The organism is Thauera butanivorans NBRC 103042 (genome assembly GCF_001591165.1).
In the GTDB taxonomy this organism is placed as follows: domain Bacteria; phylum Pseudomonadota; class Gammaproteobacteria; order Burkholderiales; family Rhodocyclaceae; genus Thauera; species Thauera butanivorans.
The window spans coordinates 57,625-78,022 of record NZ_BCUG01000016.1 but is presented as its reverse complement, the minus strand read 5'-3'; the positions used below and the strand labels follow the sequence as shown (position 1 = coordinate 78,022).

At 66.0% G+C, this 20,398-nt stretch carries 18 protein-coding genes and 1 tRNA gene; 5 read left to right on the top strand and 14 right to left on the bottom strand.

Annotated elements, in window-relative coordinates; translation table 11 throughout:
• Nucleotides 1-32: 32 nt before the first annotated feature.
• The 5 genes from ndk to TBU01S_RS07665 form a co-directional block, all read right to left on the bottom strand.
• Nucleotides 33-458, bottom strand: a complete 426-nt coding sequence (ndk, locus tag TBU01S_RS07685) for a nucleoside-diphosphate kinase (protein ID WP_068636053.1) — start codon at nt 456-458, stop codon at nt 33-35.
• Nucleotides 459-597: 139 nt separating this feature from the next.
• Nucleotides 598-1,251 (bottom strand): DedA family protein, encoded by a 654-nt coding sequence (locus tag TBU01S_RS07680; RefSeq protein WP_068636052.1) that lies wholly within the window; start codon nt 1,249-1,251, stop codon nt 598-600.
• Nucleotides 1,252-1,407: 156 nt separating this feature from the next.
• On the bottom strand, nt 1,408-2,691 hold the full coding sequence (locus TBU01S_RS07675; protein ID WP_068636051.1) for a TRAP transporter large permease: 1,284 nt from the start codon (nt 2,689-2,691) through the stop codon (nt 1,408-1,410).
• Nucleotides 2,688-3,422, bottom strand: coding sequence for a TRAP transporter small permease (locus tag TBU01S_RS07670; protein ID WP_068636050.1), 735 nt, complete (start codon nt 3,420-3,422; stop codon nt 2,688-2,690). The genes TBU01S_RS07675 and TBU01S_RS07670 overlap by 4 nt, the downstream gene beginning before the upstream one ends.
• A gap of 64 nt (nt 3,423-3,486) precedes the next feature.
• The gene (locus TBU01S_RS07665) at nt 3,487-4,491 is read right to left on the bottom strand and encodes a TRAP transporter substrate-binding protein (RefSeq protein WP_068636049.1); all 1,005 of its coding nucleotides are present in this window, start codon (nt 4,489-4,491) and stop codon (nt 3,487-3,489) included.
• A gap of 205 nt (nt 4,492-4,696) precedes the next feature.
• On the opposite strand from TBU01S_RS07665, the gene TBU01S_RS07660 reads away from it, so the two are divergent.
• Together TBU01S_RS07660 and TBU01S_RS07655 are read left to right on the top strand one after the other, a co-directional pair.
• On the top strand, nt 4,697-6,673 hold the full coding sequence (locus TBU01S_RS07660) for a sensor histidine kinase (RefSeq protein ID WP_068636048.1): 1,977 nt from the start codon (nt 4,697-4,699) through the stop codon (nt 6,671-6,673).
• The gene (locus TBU01S_RS07655) at nt 6,670-7,275 is read left to right on the top strand and encodes a response regulator transcription factor (protein ID WP_068636047.1); all 606 of its coding nucleotides are present in this window, start codon (nt 6,670-6,672) and stop codon (nt 7,273-7,275) included. Before TBU01S_RS07660 ends, TBU01S_RS07655 begins: the two co-directional genes overlap by 4 nt.
• 19 nt (nt 7,276-7,294) lie before the next feature.
• On the opposite strand, the gene tilS is transcribed toward TBU01S_RS07655, so the two are convergent.
• From tilS to TBU01S_RS07635, 4 genes are all read right to left on the bottom strand, one after another.
• Nucleotides 7,295-8,596, bottom strand: a complete 1,302-nt coding sequence (gene tilS / locus TBU01S_RS07650) for a tRNA lysidine(34) synthetase TilS (protein WP_369404198.1) — start codon at nt 8,594-8,596, stop codon at nt 7,295-7,297.
• A gap of 31 nt (nt 8,597-8,627) precedes the next feature.
• Entirely contained in the window at nt 8,628-9,593 is a 966-nt protein-coding gene (locus TBU01S_RS07645; protein WP_068636045.1) for an acetyl-CoA carboxylase carboxyltransferase subunit alpha, read from the bottom strand.
• A gap of 167 nt (nt 9,594-9,760) precedes the next feature.
• Nucleotides 9,761-10,426 carry a Bax inhibitor-1/YccA family protein gene (locus TBU01S_RS07640; protein ID WP_068636044.1) on the bottom strand — a complete coding sequence of 222 codons (666 nt, stop codon included), beginning with the start codon at nt 10,424-10,426 and terminating at the stop codon, nt 9,761-9,763.
• Between the two features lie 71 nt (nt 10,427-10,497).
• Nucleotides 10,498-10,845, bottom strand: a complete 348-nt coding sequence (locus tag TBU01S_RS07635) for an HPF/RaiA family ribosome-associated protein (protein WP_068636043.1) — start codon at nt 10,843-10,845, stop codon at nt 10,498-10,500.
• 145 nt (nt 10,846-10,990) lie between these two features.
• On the opposite strand from TBU01S_RS07635, the gene nhaR reads away from it, so the two are divergent.
• Nucleotides 10,991-11,887: a transcriptional activator NhaR gene (gene nhaR, locus TBU01S_RS07630; protein WP_068636042.1), complete on the top strand. Its 897-nt coding sequence runs from the start codon at nt 10,991-10,993 to the stop codon at nt 11,885-11,887.
• 35 nt (nt 11,888-11,922) lie between these two features.
• Here nhaR and TBU01S_RS07625 read toward each other — a convergent pair whose 3' ends face one another.
• The 5 genes from TBU01S_RS07625 to TBU01S_RS07605 form a co-directional block, all read right to left on the bottom strand.
• The gene (locus tag TBU01S_RS07625; RefSeq protein ID WP_068636041.1) at nt 11,923-13,662 is read right to left on the bottom strand and encodes a bifunctional protein-serine/threonine kinase/phosphatase; all 1,740 of its coding nucleotides are present in this window, start codon (nt 13,660-13,662) and stop codon (nt 11,923-11,925) included.
• Between the two features lie 16 nt (nt 13,663-13,678).
• The gene (locus TBU01S_RS07620) at nt 13,679-14,491 is read right to left on the bottom strand and encodes a formate/nitrite transporter family protein (protein ID WP_068636040.1); all 813 of its coding nucleotides are present in this window, start codon (nt 14,489-14,491) and stop codon (nt 13,679-13,681) included.
• 28 nt (nt 14,492-14,519) lie between these two features.
• Complete coding sequence (nirD, locus tag TBU01S_RS07615) at nt 14,520-14,867, bottom strand: nitrite reductase small subunit NirD (RefSeq protein WP_068636039.1); 348 nt, start codon at nt 14,865-14,867, stop codon at nt 14,520-14,522.
• A 19-nt stretch (nt 14,868-14,886) separates the two neighbouring features.
• Complete coding sequence (gene nirB / locus TBU01S_RS07610; RefSeq protein ID WP_068636038.1) at nt 14,887-17,424, bottom strand: nitrite reductase large subunit NirB; 2,538 nt, start codon at nt 17,422-17,424, stop codon at nt 14,887-14,889.
• A gap of 538 nt (nt 17,425-17,962) precedes the next feature.
• A tRNA-Leu gene (locus TBU01S_RS07605) sits at nt 17,963-18,047 on the bottom strand.
• A gap of 110 nt (nt 18,048-18,157) precedes the next feature.
• On the opposite strand from TBU01S_RS07605, the gene queA reads away from it, so the two are divergent.
• Nucleotides 18,158-19,216: a tRNA preQ1(34) S-adenosylmethionine ribosyltransferase-isomerase QueA gene (gene queA, locus TBU01S_RS07600; protein ID WP_068636037.1), complete on the top strand. Its 1,059-nt coding sequence runs from the start codon at nt 18,158-18,160 to the stop codon at nt 19,214-19,216.
• Nucleotides 19,206-20,318, top strand: coding sequence for a tRNA guanosine(34) transglycosylase Tgt (gene tgt, locus TBU01S_RS07595; protein ID WP_068636036.1), 1,113 nt, complete (start codon nt 19,206-19,208; stop codon nt 20,316-20,318). The genes queA and tgt overlap by 11 nt, the downstream gene beginning before the upstream one ends.
• Nucleotides 20,319-20,398: the final 80 nt, after the last annotated feature.

The following is a 20,398-nucleotide window of genomic DNA, read 5'->3' as shown; positions in this document are numbered from 1 at the left end:
GGCGTGCGCGACGGGCCGTGGGAAGGGACCGTTCAGCGCGAGTAAACGTTCATTCCGGGGAAGAAGAAAGCCACTTCCACGGCAGCGGTTTCCGGCGCATCGGAGCCGTGCACCGCGTTGGCGTCGATCGAATCGGCGAAATCGGCGCGAATGGTGCCCTTGTCGGCCTTCTTCGGGTCGGTGGCGCCCATCAGCTCGCGGTTCTTGGCAATCGCGTTGTCGCCTTCGAGGCACTGGACCATCACCGGGCCGGAGGTCATGAAGGACACCAGATCCTTGAAGAACGGACGCTCCTTGTGCACGGCGTAGAACTGGCCGGCTTCCTGTTCGGACAGGTGCACCATCCTGGCTGCGATGATCTTCAGCCCGGCGGCTTCGAAGCGGGCATAGATCTGGCCGATGACGTTCTTCGCCACGGCGTCGGGCTTGATGATGGAAAGGGTGCGTTCGATTGCCATGAAAAGCTCCAAGCGGTGTTTGAAAAAAACAGGGAATTTTAGCAGGTTTCCACCTCGGCTCGGAGACCAGGCTGAACACGGGAGATCAGCCGCAGTCGCCAGGCCGCCGGCGCGGAACGGCCGGGGCCTTGCCTCGAACTCAGGCGCGCGCGCGCGCCGCCCCGGCGCGATGGCGCAGCCAGCCGATGAACAACGGCATCAGCGACAGCGCGATGATGCCCAGGATCACCAGCGTCAGGTTGTTCTGGATCACCGGCAGATTGCCGAACCAGTAGCCGAGCATCACCAGCGGGCCGACCCACAGCGCAGCACCGAGCACGTTGAAGACGACGAAGCGGCGGTAATCCATCGGTGCCATGCCGGCGACGAAGGGGGCGAAAGTGCGGATCAGCGGCATGAAGCGGGCGATGATGATCGTCTTGCCGCCATGGCGCTCGTAGAAAGTGCGGGTGTACTCCAGCGCGCGGCGGTTGAAGAAGCGGCTGTCCGGCCACTGCGAGATGCGCCCGCCGAAATGCCTGCCGATCGAGTAATTGACCGAATCGCCCAGCACCGCGGCAACGAACAGCACGCCGATCAGGATCGCCGGGTCCATGCCGCCGCCGGCGGCCAGCGCACCGGCCACGAACAGCAGCGAATCGCCTGGCAGGAAGGGCGTGACGACGAGGCCGGTCTCGCAGAACACGATCAGGAACAGGATCGCGTAGATCCAGTTGCCGTATTCGGCCAGCAAGGCGGCAAGGTGGCGGTCGACGTGCAGCAGCAGGTCGACCAGCAGGGCAAGATATTCCATGAGGTTTCCGAGCGGGCGGGGCGCGCGAGATTCTACCCCGAGCACGCGTCCCTGCATGTTGCAGGATGCACGATGAAACACTCGCGGCCGGGGCATGAAAGGCGAAGCCCGGCTCATCGCCGGGCTTCGTTGCTCCTCGCTTGCTGCGCCAGTCGCCTACATCATTCCGAGCGCGGTTGGCAGCCCGGTGGAGATGATGGGCACGTAGGTGATCAACATCAGGAACACCAGCATCGTCACCAACCACGGCCACACCGCCTTGGCCATCGCCGTGAGCCCCAGCTTGCTGATGCCGCTGGCCACGTACAGGTTCAACCCCACCGGCGGCGTGATCAGACCGATCTCCATGTTCACCGTGATCATGATGCCGAAGTGGATCGGGTCGATCCCCAGCGTCATCGCGATCGGGAACAGGATCGGCGCCGTGATCAGGATCACCGACGAGGGCTCCATGAAGCTGCCCAGCACCAGCAGCAGGATGTTGACCGCGATCAGGAACCCGATCATCCCCATCCCCGAGTCCATGATCCACTGCGCGATCCCCTGCGGGATCTGCTCGTTGGTCAGGATGAACGAGAACAGCACTGCGTTGGTGATGATGTACAGCAACATCGCGCTCATGTTCGCCGAATTGAGCAGCACCTTCGGCACGTCCGACAGCTTCAGGTCCTTGTACACGAAGATCGCGATAAAGAACGCGTACATCGCGCTCATCGCCGCCGCTTCGGTCGGCGTGAACATGCCCGAGTAGATGCCGCCCATCACCACGATGATCAGCGCCAGGCCCCAGATCGCCCGCCGGAACGCCACCCACACGTCAGCGAAGCTGCGCTTGGGCTCGCGCGGGAAGTCGCCCTTGCGCGCCACCCACCAGGTGGTAAAGCCGAGCATGAATGCGCACAGCAGCCCCGGGATCACCCCGGCCATGAACAGCGCACCGATCGAGCTGTTGGTCGACACCGCGTACATCACCATCACGATCGAGGGCGGGATCAGCACCCCGAGGCCCCCGGCCGAGGCGACCGCGCCCGCACCGAACGGCTTCGGGTAGCCTGCCTTCATCATCGCCGGGATCATGATGCTGCCGATCGCCACCACCGTGGCCGGGCTCGAGCCCGACACCGCGGCGAACAGCGCGCAGGCGAACACCGAGCTGATGCCCAGCCCGCCGCGCAGGTGCCCGACCATCGCCGTGGCGAAGTCGATCATGCGCCGCGCCACCCCGCCGTGGGTCAGGAAGTTGCCCGCCAGCACGAAGAACGGGATCGCCATGATCTCGAACTTCTCGATGCCGGTGAAGAGTTTCAGCGCCACCGATTCGAGCGGGACGTCGGTGAAGAAGAACAGGAAGGTGAGTACCGTCAGGCCCAGCGAGATCGACACCGGCATGCCGGTGAGCATCAGGACCGTGAGCAGCACGAAGATGATCGCGGCGGTCATGGCTTGCCTCCCTGGCCGTCATTACGGTGGCCGCCATCGCGGCTATCGGCGCTTTCGTTCGGGCGCTTGTGCTTGAGGTCGTGCGGGTGCAGGTCGTCGTCCATCGAGAAGTGGTTCACATCGACCGGCACGTGCCCTTCTTCGTCGATGCCATCGACGTGGCCGTGGTCGTGGTGCGGCAGCTCGCCCGTGCGCCAGAAGCTGGCCGTGACCTGCAGGAAGCGGAAGCACATCAGGTAGGAGCCCAGCGGGATCGCCGAATACACGATCCACGTCGGCCATTCCAGGTCCGGCGTGACCGGGCCTTCGAAGAAGTGGCCCGTGTCCGCGCCCAGCGTGCTCAGCACCGCGTAGGCCATGCCGTTCTCCCACACGAAGTGCGCGCCCAGCGTGCCGATGATGCCGGTAAACAGCGCTCCGGCCAGCAGACCGAAGATGATGAACTTCTGGCGCACCGCCTCCGACAGGTGGTTGATCAGCACGTCGACGCCGACGTGGATGCCCGTGCGCACGCCGTAGGCCGCGCCGAACTTGGCCATCCACACGAACATGATGATGCACAGCTCCTGCGCCCAGCCCAGGTTGATGTCCAGCAGCATGTCCTGCAGCCCGGGGATGTCGAACCCGGACATGTAGCGGTGCACCACCGCCACGAAAATGATCACGGTCGCCGCCCCGATGAATAAGGCGACCAGCACCTCTTCCAGGCGATCGAGTAGTTTCAATACCATGGTGACTCCCCCATGAGGCCCGCCGCGCCCCGACGGGCGCGGCAGGGCATCAGCCGGTCAGCGGTCAGAACTTGCCGGGATCGAAGCCGGTGGCTTCGTAGATCGACTTGATCGTCGCCGCACCCACGCGCGATTCCATCTTCTTGTGCACCGGCAGCAGCGCCTTGATGAAGGCCGCACGCTCCTCGTCGCTCAGGGCGCGGATCTCGGTCTTGCCCGAGGCGCGCACCGCTTCCAGCGCCTTGTCGTTCTCTTCCTTGGCGATCTGGTTGGCGTAGTCGGTCGCTTCGTCCATCGCCTTGTCGAGCTGGCTGCGCACGTCCGCGGGCAGGCCGTCCCAGAAGCGCTTGTTGGTGATCACCGCATAGCCCAGATAGCCATGATCGGTCAGCGCCAGGTGCTTCTGCACTTCATGCATCTTCTGCGTGTACAGGTTGGAGTGCGGGTTCTCGGTGCCGTCGACCACGCCCGTCTGCAAGGCCTGGTAGGTTTCGGAGAAGGCCATCACCTGCGGCAAGGCCCTGATCTGGCGCATCTGCTCTTCGAGCACCTTGGACGACTGGATGCGCAATTTCTTGCCGCGCAGATCTTCCGGCTTGGTGATCGGGCTGTTGGCCGAGAAGGACTTGAAGCCGTTGTCCCAGTAGGCCAGGCCCTTGATGCCGCGCGGCTCCAGCTTGTCCAGCAGCTGCTGGCCGACCGGACCCTTGGTGATCTTGTGCAGGGCATCGTAGCCGTCGAAGATGTAGGGCAGATCGAAAGCTTCGAACTCGCGCACGCCCAGCGGGCCGAACTTGGCCAGCGAGGGCGCGAGCATCTGCACCGCGCCCAGCTGCAGCGCTTCCATCTCTTCCTTGTCCTTGTACAGCGTGCTGTTCGGGTACACCTCGACCTTGACCGCGCCATTGGTGTATTTCTCGGCCAGTTCCTTGAACTTGTCGGCTCCCTTGCCCTTGGGCGTGTCCTGCGCGACGACGTGGCTGAACTTGATGACGATCGGGTCTGCGGCGACGGCGGCAGCCGACAGGCCGACAGCGACCAGACCCACCAGAAGTGCACGGATCTTCATGGATTTCTCTCCTCCGAACGAACAGCGTTCATATTGACGTTTCCATTCCCCCGCCGGACGATGGCGCCCAACGCGGCTGACTGCACCGATAAGTTTTTCTGCACAGCCCCATCAGTATCCTTTGTGCCCGCCGACAGGTTCTATTGTGGAAATCCGCAGTTCCAGCCGGGTAGCATCCGCCCACCGACTCCACGCCTCAGGCCTCATGACCCACGCCGACGACACCCTTCCCCCGGCCACGGCCGGACGCGCCCGTTGGGTCGGCCGGGTCTCCTATTTCGCCCTGCCGCTGTTCCTGGCTGCGATCGCCGCACTCGTGTGGCTGACGCGCCAGTACGACGCCGACGAGCAACGATCGACGCTGATCAGCGACGTGCTGTGGATGGAGCAGAACCTCCGCTTCGAGCTGGATCGCAACGAAGCGGATCTCCAGCAGCTCGGCCCGGATCTGTTCGTTCCCCAGCGGCACCAGCAGACCGAGGCCCGGCTGGCGCATCTGCTGACCCAGGGTCGGGGGCTGGTGCGCATCCTCTGGCGCACACCCGACGGCACCCTGGTCGGCGCCATGCCGCCACTGCCTGCGCCGAATCCGGACGAGGCGACCGAGCTTTCCCTCGCCGACACGCCCTTCCAGCTCGCACGCAACATCGGTCGCCCCACTTACGGCCCGCCCTATGCGGGAGGCAACGGCAAGCATCGCTTCGAAGTGCACATCCCGGTCTGGTCCGACAGCGCACTGAAAGGCCTGGTGACCGGCGTCTACTCGCTGAACGACATCGTCGTCCGCGATCTGCCCTGGTGGTTCTCGGCGCGCTACCGGGTCGCGGTACTCGATGACGACGGGCGCGAGATCGCCGCAAAATCGAAGGTCGCACCGCTGTCGTCGCAGCTCGACTACCAGATCCCCCTCGAGCCGCCCGGCCACGGCCTGAGCCTGCAGATCACCGCGTACCGGCCCGAGACGCGCTGGATCCCCGTGTTGCTGGTCACCTCGATCGTGCTGCTGGGCGGCGTCATCGTCTGGAGCGTGGCCCAGCTCCGGCGTCAACTCGCCCGCCGCCAGCAGGCCGAAATCGCGCTGCGCGCCGAATCGGCCTTCCGCAAGGCGATGGAGGACTCGATGCTGACCGGCATGCGCGCCCGCGACCTCGACGGCCGCCTCACCTACGTGAACTCCGCCTTCTGCCGCATGACCGGCTACAGCGCCGACGAACTGGTCGGCCTCGAACCCCCACTGCCCTACTGGCTGCCGAACCACACCGAACAGCGTCAGCAACTGCTCGACCGCCTGGAAGACACCGGCTCGACACCCGAAGGCATCGAACTGCGCTTCCGCCGCAAGAATGGCGAGATGGTCGACGTGCTGCTGTTCGAAGCCCCCCTGATCGATGCCGCCGGCCGCCACACCGGCTGGATGGGATCGGTACTCGACATCACCGAACAGAAACAGGCCCAGGAACTGGCGCGCCAGCAGAACGAGCGGCTGCAGGCCACGTCACGCCTGGTCACCATGGGCGAGATGGCCTCCACCCTTGCGCATGAGCTCAACCAGCCCCTAACCGCCATCGCAAGCTATGCCGACGGTTGCCTGAACCACCTGCAAGCAGCCGACACCAACCGCGACGATCTGCTCGACATCCAGCGCAAGATCGGGCGCCAGGCCCGCCGCGCCGGCGAGATCATCCGCCGGGTGCACGACTTCGTGCGCCGCTCGGAGCCGCGACTCGGCCCGCTCGATCTCAATGCCGTCGTGCGCGACGCCGCCGGCCTGACCGAGGCGGACGTCCGCAAGCGGCGGATGCAGCTCGTCCTCGACCTGGCCCCGGATCTTCCCCAGATCACGGCCGACGCGGTGATGATCGAACAGATCGTCGTCAACCTGGTGCGCAACGGCATGGACGCAATGCGCGACACGCCGGCGGCCAGGCGGAAGATCCTCGTCGCCACCCGGCTCGAAGGCCGATCGGTCGCGGTCCGCGTCACCGATCACGGCTGCGGCATTCCGGCCGACACCGCTGCCCGCCTGTTCGAACCCTTCTTCACCACCAAGAGCGAAGGCATGGGCATGGGGCTCAACATCTGCCGCTCGATCGCCGAACTTCACCACGGCCGTCTCACTTTCGACACGACGCCCGGCAGCGGTACCATCTTCACCCTGACGCTCCCCGTGGAAAACGCATGAACCCGGCTTTCGCGCACATCATCGACGACGACGACGCCATCCGTGATGCCCTTCAGTGGCTGTTCAAGACCCGCAACGTCGCTTGCCGGGCCTGGGAAGGCGGCGAACAATTCCTCGCCGCCTGGCAGGCAGAATGGCAAGGCTGCATCGTCCTCGACATCCGCATGGCAGGCATGAGCGGGCTCGAATGCTTCGACGCCTTGCTGGCACGCGGCTGTCGCCTGCCGGTGATCTTCATCACCGGCCATGGCGACGTGCCGATGGCGGTGGCCGCGCTGAAGAAAGGCGCGTTCCATTTCATCGAGAAACCCTTCAACGACCACGATCTGGTCGAACTGGTGGAAAAGGCGCTCGCGCTCGATGCCGAACGCCTGCGCGCCGCGGCCGGCCGCGAAGCGATCGAAGCCCGGCTGGCGACGCTGACGCAGCGCGAACGCGAAGTCATGGACCTGATCCTGGCAGGCAAGTACAACAAGGTCATCGCCGACGAGCTCTCGATCTCGATGCGCACGGTCGAAGCGCACCGCTCCCGCATCTTCGACAAGATGGCCGTCCGTTCGGCGGTGGAACTGGTACAGATCCTGACCGACCTGCGCGACTGAAGCTGCTGCGGGCCGGTTGTCACCGGCTTTCTCCCCCCGGCCTCCACTCCGGCACCAGGCCGGCGCCACCGGCCTCGCAGGCGAAGTCCGCGGCGACACCGATGCCGCCGATCCAGGCCGCTTCGCCGCCGATCCACAGCACGGGCAAGCGCTCGCGCATCCAGGCCGGAATCCCCGCTTCCTGGCACAGCTTCCTGAAGCTGCGCCGCGGCCGCCCCATGCCCAGGCGCATGCGCATGCGCAGGCCGGACCGATACGCATCCAGCACGACCGGCGCCAGGCCATCGACTGCGGCACGGGCGATGCCTGCACCGACCGCGGGACGGAAATCGACGCTGCCCGTCCCCCACGGCAGGCGGGCGCCGCCCTGCCAGAGCTGCGGCTGCGGACGGCCGGCGAAATTCTCCTCCAGCCACAGTTCGCCCCGGTAGATGCAGCAGGCCAGATCGCCCAGTTCGAGGCGCAATGGACGGGAAGCCGGCACCGCACGCAACTGGCGCAGCGCTTCGCCCAGCCGAACCTGACCGGGCGCACGGAAGCCCTGCCGCCGCGCCAGCCAGCGCAGCAGATTGGCGATGCGGGCATCGGGCAGGGCCAGCAGGCGCTCGCGCTTCAGCGCCCGCCCACCGCAGGCGGCATGATCCAGTTCGGCAAGCTGGTCGAGCAGATCGCTCGCCTCGCGGAAATGCCCTGCCGCCCGCGCCAGCGTCGCAGTTGCCGCCGGAAAGCGCTCACCGATCACCGGCAGCACGCGATGGCGCAGATGATTGCGGCGGTAATCCAGCACGGCGTTGCTTTCGTCCTCGACCCAGCTCAGCCCGTGGCTCCGCGCCCAGGCTTCGATCCCGGCACGGCGGCAGTCGAGCAGCGGCCGCAGCCGCCCAGGCCGGCCGGCCTGCGGCGGCTCGCATGCCGCCATCGCCGCCGCACCGCGCACGCCGCTGCCCCGCAACAACCGGAACAGCAAGGTTTCGGCCTGGTCGTCGAGGTGGTGGCCCAGCGCCAGCCAGTCACAATCGACGCCATCGAGCGCCGCATGGCGCTCGCGCCGGGCGGCGGCTTCGAGCCCGGCGGCATCGTCGCGCGGCACGGTCACGCGGAACGAGGAGAAGGGAATCTGCAACTGTGCGCAGAGCCGCCCGCAGGCTTCGGCCCACGCATCCGCGTTCGGGCTGAGGCCATGATGGACGTGGGCGGCCTGAAGGGAAAACCCCAGGCGCGGCGCCAGGACATGCAGGACATGGAGCAGCACGACCGAATCGACGCCGCCCGACAGCGCGCAGCACAGCCGCGCGCCCGGGCCGACTCCCGCTGCCTTCAAGCTGCGGGAAGCGGCCTCCGGCAACATGGCTTCAGGCCGCCTGTTCCTTGAAGCGGCCGTAGCTCATCAGCTTCTCGTAGCGTTGCGCCACGAGTTCGGAAGGCGACAGATGTTCCAGCTGGCGCAGCGATTCGGCCAACGCCAGTTTCAGCGACGCCGCCATCGCGCGGTGATCGCGATGGGCACCGCCGATCGGTTCACTGACGACCTTGTCGACCAGGCCGAGCGACTTCAGCCGCGCCGCGGTGATGCCCATGGTCTCGGCCGCCTCGGCCGCCTTGTCGGCACTTTTCCACAGGATCGACGCGCAGCCTTCGGGCGAGATCACCGAATAAGTGGAGTATTGCAGCATCAGCACCTGGTCGCCGACCGCGATCGCCAGCGCGCCGCCGGAACCGCCTTCGCCGATGATGGTGGCGATGATGGGCACGCGCAGTTCGGCCATCAGGTAGAGGCTGTGGCCGATGGCCTCGGACTGGCCGCGCTCCTCGGCACCGATGCCAGGATAGGCGCCCGGCGTATCGATGAAGGTGAACACCGGCAGGCCGAACTTCTCGGCCAGCTTCATCAGCCGCATCGCCTTGCGATAGCCCTCGGGCCGCGGCATGCCGAAGTTGCGTGCGATCTTTTCCTTGGTGTCGCGGCCCTTCTGGTGGCCGATGACGACGCAGCTCTCGCCGTTGAAACGCGCCAGGCCGCCGACGATGGCCTTGTCGTCGGCATACGCGCGGTCGCCGTGCAGCTCCTCGAAGTCGGTGAAGATGTGCTGGGCGTAGTCGAGCGTGTAGGGCCGCTGAGGGTGGCGCGCGACCTGCGCGATCTGCCATGGCGTCAGCTTGGCGTAGATATCCTTGGTCAGCGACTGGCTCTTGGCTTCGAGACGGGCGATCTCCTCGGAGATGTCCACGGCGGGGTCGTCCGCCACGAAACGCAACTGGTCGATCTTCGCTTCCAGTTCGGCAACCGCCTGTTCGAAATCCAGAAAAGTGGTCTTCATCCAACCGTTCCCACTGAGAAATGTGCGCCATTGTAGCGCCACACGGCCCGGACCGTGCCCATCACATTCGGACGAACATGTCCGGGGTGCCCGCCTGAACGCCCAAAACAAGCGGGGTGGCCGCCTTCCGGCAACCACCCCGCACACGACTCCGGCAGTGCCGGCGATCAGTCGTTGTTCATGAAGCCCAGCAGGTGCAGCAGGCTGGTGAAGAGATTGAAGATCGACACGAACAGCGTCACCGTCGCCATCACGTAGTTGGTCTCGCCGCCATGGATGATGTTGCTGGTCTCGTACAGGATCAGGCCCGACATCAGCAGCACGAAGGCGGCGGAAACGGTCAGAGACAGCGCCGGGATCTCGAAGAAGATCGCGCCCAGGCCGGCCAGGAAGGCCACCAGGATGCCGACCATCAGGAAGCCGCCCATGAAGGAGAAGTCCTTCTTCGTCGTCACCGCGTAGGCCGACAGGCCGAGGAAGATCGCTGCGGTACCGGCCATCGCCTGCATCACGATGCTGCTGCCGTTGGGCAGCGACAGGTAGGCCGAGATGATCGGGCCGAGCGTGAAGCCCATGAAGCCCGTCAGCGCGAACACGAACAGGATGCCCAGGCCGCTGTTGCGGAATTTGCTGGTCAGGAACAGCAGGCCGAAATAGCCGACCAGGGTGATGATCAGCCCCGGGTGCGGCAGCCCCATCGCCATCGACAGCCCGGCCGTCAGTGCGGAAAAGGCCAGCGTCAGCGACAGCAGCATGTAGGTGTTGCGAATGACCTTGTTGGTCGACAGCACCGATGCTTCGGAGCGAGTCGTCGTCGAAAGGCGGTTTTCCATGGTCTTGCTTCCTCCGGTCAGGGGGTTTTGTTTTGGGTGTATCGGGATGGCCCGGCCTCAGTACTATGACGTCAGGCCGGCTGTACCTGCATCGACGCGATGCGGGCCCGGTTCGGACGCTGGACACGACGCACGCGCTGGGCAAGCACACGGGCGACACGCTCGGCAGCCTGGTCGATCGCAGCGCGGACGTCGAGCTGCGTGATGGCGAACACCACGTCGGGCAGGTTGCGCAGGCGCAGTTGTACCACGCAACGCTTGTCCTGGCCGCCGCGCGGGCCATTGACGTCGGCCACTTTCACGCGCGCCCACTGGATGTGGTCACGAAAACGTCCGATTGCGAAGCCCATCCGGCGGGTCACGTAATCACGCAGGACGGGCGCGGCTTCGACGCCCTCACAATGCAGATCGATTCGCATCTCGAGTCTCCTTATTGGTAGTTGCGCATCACCGCCAGGCTGGACGCCTGCCGGATACTAAACCTCAGACGCTTCGATAGAATCTCGGTTCAACAGAATATGCATCCGATTTTTTCGAAGTATTCACGACACCCGGGAGCCAGCCATGATCAACTACAAGCAGTTGCATCACTTCTGGACCGTCGCCCGAGCAGGTGGGATCGTGCGCGGCGCAGAACGTTCCGGACTTGCACCACAAACCCTGTCTGGCCAGATCGCCACACTCGAAGCCGAACTCGGCGTCAGCCTGTTCAAGCGCCAGGGGCGCGGGCTGGCGCTGACCGACACCGGGCGCGTCGCTCTCGATTATGCCGAAGAAATTTTCCGTCTTGGCGACGAACTGGAAGAAGCGATCCGCAGCCGCGCCAGCGGACGTGCGGTTCCCTTCCGGGTCGGCGTCGCCGACGTGGTGCCGAAGACGATCGCCTGGCTGCTGCTGGCGCCGTCGATGACGCTGGCCGAGCCGATGCGCATCGTCTGCCGCGAAGGCAAGTTCGACGCCCTGCTCGGGGAACTGGCGATCCACAAGCTCGACGTCGTACTCGCCGACGGCCCGATGCCGTCGAACATGGACGTGCGCGGCTACAGCCACAAGCTGAGCGAATCGACCATCGGCTTCTTCGCCGCGCCCAGCCTGGCCGAGGCCCTGAGCAGCGACTTTCCGCACAGCCTGAACGGCGCGCCGCTGCTGCTGCCGGGCAGCGAAGCCGCGGTACGCGGCCCGCTGCTGCGCTGGCTCGACGCCGCCGGGCTGAAGCCGCACATCGTCGGTGAATTCGACGACAGCGCGCTGATGCGCGCCTTCGCCGAAGCCGGCGCCGGCATCTTCCCCAGCGCCCAGGCGGTCGGCGAGCAGCTCTGCCGCCAGGATGCGATGGTGCATCTGGGCACGGCCGACGGCGTCGTCGAAACCTATTACGCCATCTCGGTGGAGCGCCGGCTGACCCACCCTGCGGTACGCGCGATCAGCGCCGCGGCGAACGAAGGCCAGCAGTCGGCGTAAGCCGCGCGGACAGAAGCCCTCACCCATCCGCCGGCTCAATGCCGCCCCATGTCGATGTAGAACACGAGCGCCACGACGAGCAGCGCCAGCACGATCGAAAGGCACTTCCAGAACAGCACCGGATCGCGCTCCGCCAACGGCGTTCGCCGTGATCGCAGGAAACTCGCATCCGGCGCGCTCAGGTCGTGCACGAACTCCGAAATCACTTGCTGCCGCTTCGCCGGCACCGGATGCAGCGCCTTGCCGAGCACCGCATCCAGCCACGGCGGCAATTCGGGCCGGAAGTGGCGCAGCGGCACGTAGCGCAGCTTGCGCAGATCATGCAGCGTCCTTACGCGCGCTGCGCTCAGGCCGTAAGGTAGCTGGCCGCAGAGCATCTGGTAGGAGATGGCGGCCAGCGAGAACAGATCCGCCTCCACGCCGGCCGCCTGGCCGAGCAGGCATTCCGGTGCCATGTACTGCAGGGTGCCGGGCGGGATGGTATGCGCCGGCTCGCGCCACCCCTCGGCCAGTCCGGCGACATGCACGTTCGCCAGGTCAATCAGCTTGACCGTGCCGTCGCGATCGATCATCACGTTCTCGGGGCGCAGATCGCGATGCAGCATGTCGCGGCCGTGCAATGCCTGCAGGCCCTGCGCCAGTTGGCCGACGATTCCGCGCACGACGTCGAGCGGCGGCTTCGGATGGTCGATCATCCATTGCGCCAGCGTCTGCCCCTCGATGTACTCCATCGCCACGTAGAGATGAGCACGCCGGCGCTCGCCCGGCCAGGCCTTGATGACGTGCGGACTATCGACGCGACGCGCCACCCACTCCTCCAGCACGAAACTGTCGAGATAGTCCGCATCCCCGCGCAGATCAATCGACGGCGTCTTCAGCACCAGTTGCCGGCCGCTGTCCTCATCCACCGCGAGGAAGACGTGGCTGCGCGCGCTCACCTGCAGCTCGCGCACGATGGTGAAACCTTCGAACACCGCGCGCGGCGTCAGCACCGACGGCAGGGCCAGCCCTTCCCGCCGCAGTTGCGCCTTTGGCGCTTCGTCCTGCGGCAGTTCGTCGATCCGCAGCAATTGCAGTGTGGCGTCGTCCTCGCTGCCGGCCGCGCGCGCCTGCGCCACCAGCCACGCGGCCGCTGCATCGAGATCGTCGGGATGGCGGGCGATACCGCGATGGACGAGTGTGGCGTCGAGATATTCATAGGCCCCGTCCGTCGCCAGCACATAGATTTCTCCACGCTCGGCCTCCCAGCAAGCGTAGTCGATCTCGACGTGCGGGCTGGTGCCGAGCGCGCGGGCGAGATAGCTCTCGACCGACGAATGGCGGATCCGGTGGTCCTCCGTCAATTGCTCCAGCGACTGCGGATGCAGCCGATAGATGCGCGAATCGCCGACGTGCAGCAGGTGCAGATCACGCCCTTTCAGCACCAGCGCGCTGAAGGTGCAGACATGGCCGCGATCCTTGTCGAAGCAGCCCTCGCCGCGCTGCGTCTGGCCATGCAGCCAGGCGTTGGTAGCTCCCAGCACACACTGCGCCGCGCGGCGCACCGTCCAGGCTTCGGAAGTGGCGTAGTAGTCCTCCAGGAAGGAGTGGACTGCGGTCTGGCTGGCCAGATGGCTGACGCGGCTCGAGCTGATGCCGTCGGCCAGCGCCAGCACGATGCCCTTGGTGGCCAGCAGGTTTCCGCCCGGCAGCATGGCGCCGTGGAAATCCTGGTTGACGGGATGGGCGCCGACCAGCGAATGCTGGCCGACGGATACGCGTGGCGGCTTGCGCATCGGCAGCCGGCGGCGCTCAGGCGACCTTGCGCTTGGGCGCGGTCTTGTAGTGTGTGGAGTACAGCGTGGCGCCGACGAAGGTGAGGCCGCCAACCAGATTGCCCAGCACCGTCGGGATCTCGTTCCACAACATGTAATCCATGAAGGTGAACTGGCCGCCGAGCATCAGGCCGGAGGGGAACAGGTACATGTTCACGATGCTGTGCTCGAAACCCATGTAGAAGAACACCAGGATCGGCATCCACATCGCAATCACCTTGCCCGACACGCTGGTGGACATCATCGCCGCGACCACACCGGTCGACACCATCCAGTTGCACATCACCGCCCGCACGAACAGGGTCAGCATGCCGGCCGCGCCGTGCTCGGCGTAGCCGACGGTGCGGCCTTCGCCGATGTGGCCGATCTTCTGGCCGATGGCGTTGGGCGCCTCGGTGAAGCCGTTGGTGAAGATGATGGCCATGAACACCGCCACCGTGATCGCACCGCCGAAGTTGCCGATGAACACCAGCGACCAGTTGCGCATCACCCCGCCCCAGGTGGCGCCGGGCCGGCGGTCGAAGACCGCCAGCGGTGCCAGCGTGAACACGCCGGTGAGCAGGTCGAAGCCGAGCAGGTAGAGCATGCAGAAGCCGACCGGGAAGAGCAGCGCGCCGAGCAGCGGATTGCCGGTGTTGACCGTCACCGACACGGCGAAGGCCGCAGCCAATGCCAGGATGGCGCCGGCCATGTAGGCACGGATCAGGGTGTCGCGGGTGGACATCAGGAGTTTGGATTCGCCGGCGTCGATCATCTTGGTGACGAATTCGGTAGGAGCCAGGTATGCCATGAAGGACCTCTCGGAAAATGGTCTTGGATCAGGAAAGGGTGGAAAGGGAAACGAAGACCGCTTCACCGCGCACCTGCACCCGGTGCGCACGCACCGAATGCTCGGGCGCCTCCAGGCAGGCGCCGGTGCGCAGGTCGAAGTGGTTCTTGTACAGCGGCGAGGCGACGACGAGATGCTCGCCGAGATTCCCGATCAGCCCGCGCGACAGCACGCTGGCGCCGGAGCGGGGGTCGATGTTGTCGATGGCGTAGAAGCCGTCCTCGCCCAGGCGGAAGACAGCAACGTGGTGGTCCTCCACCAGCGCACAGACGCCGGTGCCGGGCAAGATGTCGCCGATTTTGCAGACGGCGGTCCAGCGCGGTTTCTTTGTACTCATGGGGTGTTCCTCGGTGGATTCAGGTGCTCAGTTCGGCAGTTGCCGCCAACGCCGGGACGCGCTCGTCGGCGCGGGCGGGCCGGATCTGGCCGCGCTCCTCGACGAAGACGATGCGCGCGTCGGGCTGCGGGTCGTTCACGAAACTGCGGAAGCGCCTGCGCACGCCGGGGTCGGTGACCGCGGTCTTCCACTCGCACTGGTAGGTATCGACCACGTGCTGCATCTGGCGCTCGAGTTCGTCGCCGATGCCCAGCGAATCGTCGATCAGCACCGCCTTCAGGTAATCCAGCCCGCCTTCGAGGTTGTCGCGCCAGGTGCTGGTGCGCTGCAGGCGGTCGGCAGTGCGGATGTAGAACATCAGGAAGCGGTCGATCAGACGCACCAGGGCGGTCTTGTCGAGATCGCTGGCGATCAGCTCGGCGTGGCGCGGCTTCATGCCGCCGTTGCCGCAGACGTAGAGGTTCCAGCCGCGCTCGGTGGCAATGATGCCGACGTCCTTGCCCTGCGCCTCGGCGCATTCGCGGGTGCAGCCGGAGACGCCGAACTTGATCTTGTGCGGTGCGCGCAGGCCCTTGTAGCGGTTCTCCAGTTCGACCGCCAAGCCCACCGAGTCCTGCACGCCGTAGCGGCACCAGGTCGAGCCGACACAGCTCTTCACCGTGCGCAGCGACTTGCCGTAGGCATGGCCGGATTCGAAGCCGGCGGCGATCAGCTCTTCCCAGATCAGCGGCAACTGCTCGACACGGGCGCCGAACAGGTCCACCCGCTGGCCACCGGTGATCTTGGTGTAGAGGCCGTACTTCTTCGCCACCTGGGCGACTGCGATCAAGCCGTCGGGCGTCACCTCGCCACCGGGCATGCGCGGCACCACCGAGTAGCTGCCGTCCTTCTGGATGTTGCCGAGGAAGTAGTCGTTGCTGTCCTGCAGGCTGGCAAGCTCGCCCTTGAGCACGAAGTCGTTCCAGCACGAGGCGAAGATCGAGGCCGCGGTCGGCTTGCAGATGTCGCAGCCCAGACCGCGGCCGTGGCGGGCGAGCAGTTCATCGAAGCTGCGGATCCCGCCGACGCGCACCAGGTGATACAGTTCCTGGCGCGAATGGGGGAAATGCTCGCACAGGTGGTCGGTTACCGCCATGCCGAGCTTGGCCATTTCGGCCTTCATGATCTGCGTCACCAGCGGCACGCAGCCGCCGCAGGTGGCGCCGGCCTGGGTGCAGGCCTTGATCTCGCCGATGCTGGTTGCGCCCTCGGCCACCGCAGTGCAGATCTGCTCCTTGCTGACGTTGTTGCACGAGCAGATCTGCGCGCTGTCGGGCAGCTCATGCGCACCGAGGCCGGGCCGGGCCTTGCCGTCCCCTGCCGGCAGGATCAGGAACTCCGGAGCCTCCGGCAGCGCGATGCCGTTCAGGGCCATCTGCAGCAGGGTGCCATATTCGTCGGCATTGCCCACCAGCACTGCGCCGAGCAGGTGCTTGCCGTCGGCGCTGACGACGATCTTCTTGTAGATCTGCTTGCATTCGTCGGTATAACGGAAGCTGCGACAGCCCGGCGTCCGGCCGTGGGCGTCGCCGATGCTGGCCACATCGACCCCCATCAGCTTGAGCTTGGTGCTCATGTCGGCGCCGGCGAAAACCGCCCCGGCCTCACCCGCAAGCTGGCGCGCGGCAATACGCGCCATCTCGTAGCCTGGCGCGACCAGACCGAAAGTCTGGTCGCGCCAGGCCGCGCATTCGCCGATGGCGTAGATGTCCGGGTCGCTGGTGCGACACTGGTCGTCGATCGCGATACCGCCGCGGGCGCCGACCGCGAGCGCATTCTGGCGCGCCAGTTCGTCGCGCGGGCGGATGCCGGCGGAGAACACGATCATGTCGGTTTCCAGATGGCTGCCATCAGCGAACACCATCCGGTGGCGGGCCTGGCGGCCGTCGGTGATCTCCAGGGTGTTGCGCTCGGTATGCACCTGCACGCCCAGCGCCTCGATCTTGCTGCGCAGGATGCGCCCGCCATCGTCGTCGACCTGCACCGCCATCAGCCGCGGCGCAAACTCGACCACATGGGTCTCCAGGCCAAGGTCGCGCAAGGCCTTGGCACACTCCAGGCCAAGCAGCCCACCGCCCACCACGACGCCCTTGCGCGAGATCGCGCTGGCCTCCTTCATCGCCTCGAGGTCCTCGATCGTGCGATAGACGAAACATTGCCCACGGTCGCTACCCTTGACCGGCGGCACGAAAGGATAGGACCCGGTGGCCAGCACCAGCTTGTCGTAGGAGAGGGTGACACCGTCCTGCGTCGTCACCGTTTTCGCGCGGCGATCGATGGCCGCCGCACGGCTGTTCAGACGCAGATCGAAGCCGGTGTCGGCGAAAAAACCGGGCTCGACCAGCGACAGGTCTTCCGCCGTCTTGCCGGCAAAGAAATCCGACAGATGTACGCGGTCGTAAGCCGTACGCGGCTCCTCGCCCAGCACGGTGACGTCGGCTGCCGGAAACTGCAACTGCCGGAGCGCTTCGAGGAACTTGTGGCCGACCATACCGTGGCCAACGAGAACGATCTTCATGCGGGTATCACTCATTCGGGCCCCGGGAGGCTGGCGATACCGGCGCAGCGGATTCGACCCGGCGCAAGCATGAAGACCTCCGCGGAACGCGGTTCGAAATCAGATGGATTCCGTGGCCGACACGGACCGAAGCAGGGCCATGTCCACCAGCATCCACCGTCATTGGCGGAGGTTCTCGCTCGCAGCGCCGTTGCTGGCGAGCAATGGCCATAAAGCAGGTCTCGTGCCAGTAATGAAATCAGGGAGAAATGAGCGTGTTTCCGGGGAGCAAGGGCTCAGGCCGCCCACGACCGACGCACTACAACGGTGCCCGGATCACCAGAATGGTGCCTGGGGTCGCTCGATGGCAGGTGCATGCCGCTCGAGATTGAGCGCCATGACATCCTCGCGCCTGCAGCGAATGCCGCCGAAGCGCTGTGGTACCAGATATGGGCCAGAGGAGGAGGAAACCGGGCTTGGTGCTGCAAACTTGCAGCAAAAACTCTAGAATGGCCGGCTTTCGCCGTGCCGGAGTCAGGCAGCCCTTTGATTTCATTCATGGTGCCGGGAGTGGGACTCGAACCCACACACCTTGCGGCGGCGGATTTTGAATCCGCTGCGTCTACCGATTCCGCCATCCCGGCCAGGAAGGCGCGCATTATCCACGAATACTGCTCGCCGCGGCAAGCAGGACGCCGAGGGCCGAGCGCAGGCTGCGCCTGCAGCCTTCCATTCAACATCATCCCCTGATCACATGCAGCTCACGCTGAACGATTTCGACTATCCCCTGCCGCCGGAACTGATCGCCCAGGCGCCGCTCGCCGAGCGCAGCGCAAGCCGCCTGCTGGTCGTGCCCGCGGACAAGGACGTGCCCCTTCTCGATCGCCACTTTGCCGATCTGCCCGAGCTGATCGGCCCGAACGACCTGCTGGTGTTCAACGACACCCGCGTGATCCATGCCCGCCTGCACGGCGTCAAGGCCAGCGGCGGCCAGGTCGAAGTGCTGATCGAGCGCGCCGTCGGCCCGCACGAAGCGCTCGCCCAGGTACGCGCGAGCAAGTCGCCCAGAACCGGCAGCACGCTGCGCCTGGCCGATGCCTTCGAGGTCGAGGTGCTCGGCCGCGCCGGCGAGTTCTACCACCTGCGCTTTCCCGCCGGCGAAGGCCTGTTCGAATTGCTGGAACGCCACGGCAAGCTGCCGCTGCCGCCCTACATCCAGCGCGCCGCCGGCGACGACGACGAAAGCCGCTACCAGACCGTGTTCGCGCGCGAGCCCGGCTCGGTCGCCGCCCCCACCGCCGGCCTGCATTTCGACGAAACCACCCTCGCCCGCATCACGGCAAAGGGCGCGCGCTGCGCCTGGCTGACGCTGCACGTCGGCGCCGGCACCTTCCAGCCGGTGCGCGTCGACGACCTCGGTCAACACCGCATGCACCGCGAACGCTACGTGATCCCGCAGGAAACCGTGGATGCCATCGCCGCCACCCGCGCCGCCGGCGGCCGCGTCATCGCCGTCGGCACCACCAGCATGCGGGCGCTGGAGGCCGCTGCGCAGGACGGCCCGCTCGCTGCCGGCAGCGGCGAGACGGAAATCTTCATCCTGCCCGGCTTCCACTTCCAGGTCGTCGATGCGCTCATCACCAATTTCCACCTGCCCAAGTCCACGCTGTTGATGCTCGTCTCCGCCTTCGCCGGCATGGACGAGATCCGCCGTGCCTACGCCCACGCCATCGCCCGGCGCTACCGCTTCTTCAGCTACGGCGACGCGATGTTCCTGACCCGCAACGAAAACGCCGAACACGATGCAGTTTGAACTCCTCACCACCGACGGCGGCGCCCGCCGCGGCCGCCTGACGCTGAACCACGGCACGGTCGAAACACCGGTCTTCATGCCGGTCGGCACCTATGGCACGGTCAAGGCCATGACGCCGTCCATGCTCGCCGACATCGGCGCGCAGATCTGCCTCGGCAACACCTTCCACCTGTGGCTGCGCCCGGGGCTGGACATCATCCGCGCGCACGAGGGCCTGCACCGCTTCATGGCCTGGGACAAGCCCATCCTCACCGACTCGGGCGGCTTCCAGGTCTTCAGCCTGGGCGCGCTGCGCAAGATCAGCGAGGAGGGAGTGAAGTTCGCCAGCCCGATCGACGGCGCAAAGCTGTTCCTGACGCCGGAAATCTCGATGCAGATCCAGGCCGTGCTGAACTCGGACATCGTCATGATCTTCGACGAATGCACGCCCTACCCCGCCAGCCGCGACGAGGCGGCGAAGTCGATGCGGCTGTCGCAGCGCTGGGCGCGCCGCTCGCGCGACGAGTTCGACAAACTGGGCAACGCCAACGCCCTGTTCGGCATCGTCCAGGGCGGCATGTACGAGGATCTGCGCGACGAATCGCTCGGCGCGCTGGAAGACATCGGCTTCCACGGCTTCGCCATCGGCGGGCTGTCGGTCGGCGAACCGAAGGAGGACATGGCGCGCATCCTCGCCCACACCGCGCCGCGCCTGCCGCAGCACAAGCCGCGCTACCTGATGGGCGTGGGCACGCCCGAGGACATCGTCGAAGGCGTGGCCGCCGGCATCGACATGTTCGACTGCGTGATGCCGACCCGCAACGCACGCAACGGCTGGCTGTTCACCCGCTACGGCGACGTCAAGATCAAGAATGCGGTGCACAAGGCCGACCCCCGCCCGCTCGATCCATCCTGCGACTGCTATACCTGCCGCAACTTCAGCCGCGCCTACCTGCACCACCTGCACCGTACCGGCGAGATTCTCGGCAGCATGCTCAACACGGTGCACAACCTGCGCTACTACCAGATCTTGACGGCCGAACTGCGCGAAGCCATCGCCGGCCAGGCTTTCGAGGCCCATGTGCGCCGCTTCCGCGAGGAACGCGCACGAGGCGTGCATTGAACCCCGCGCGCCCGGCAACGTCTCACCCGGCCGGAGCACTCGCCGGCAACTGCTATAATCGAGCGCTTTTTCGCTAACCC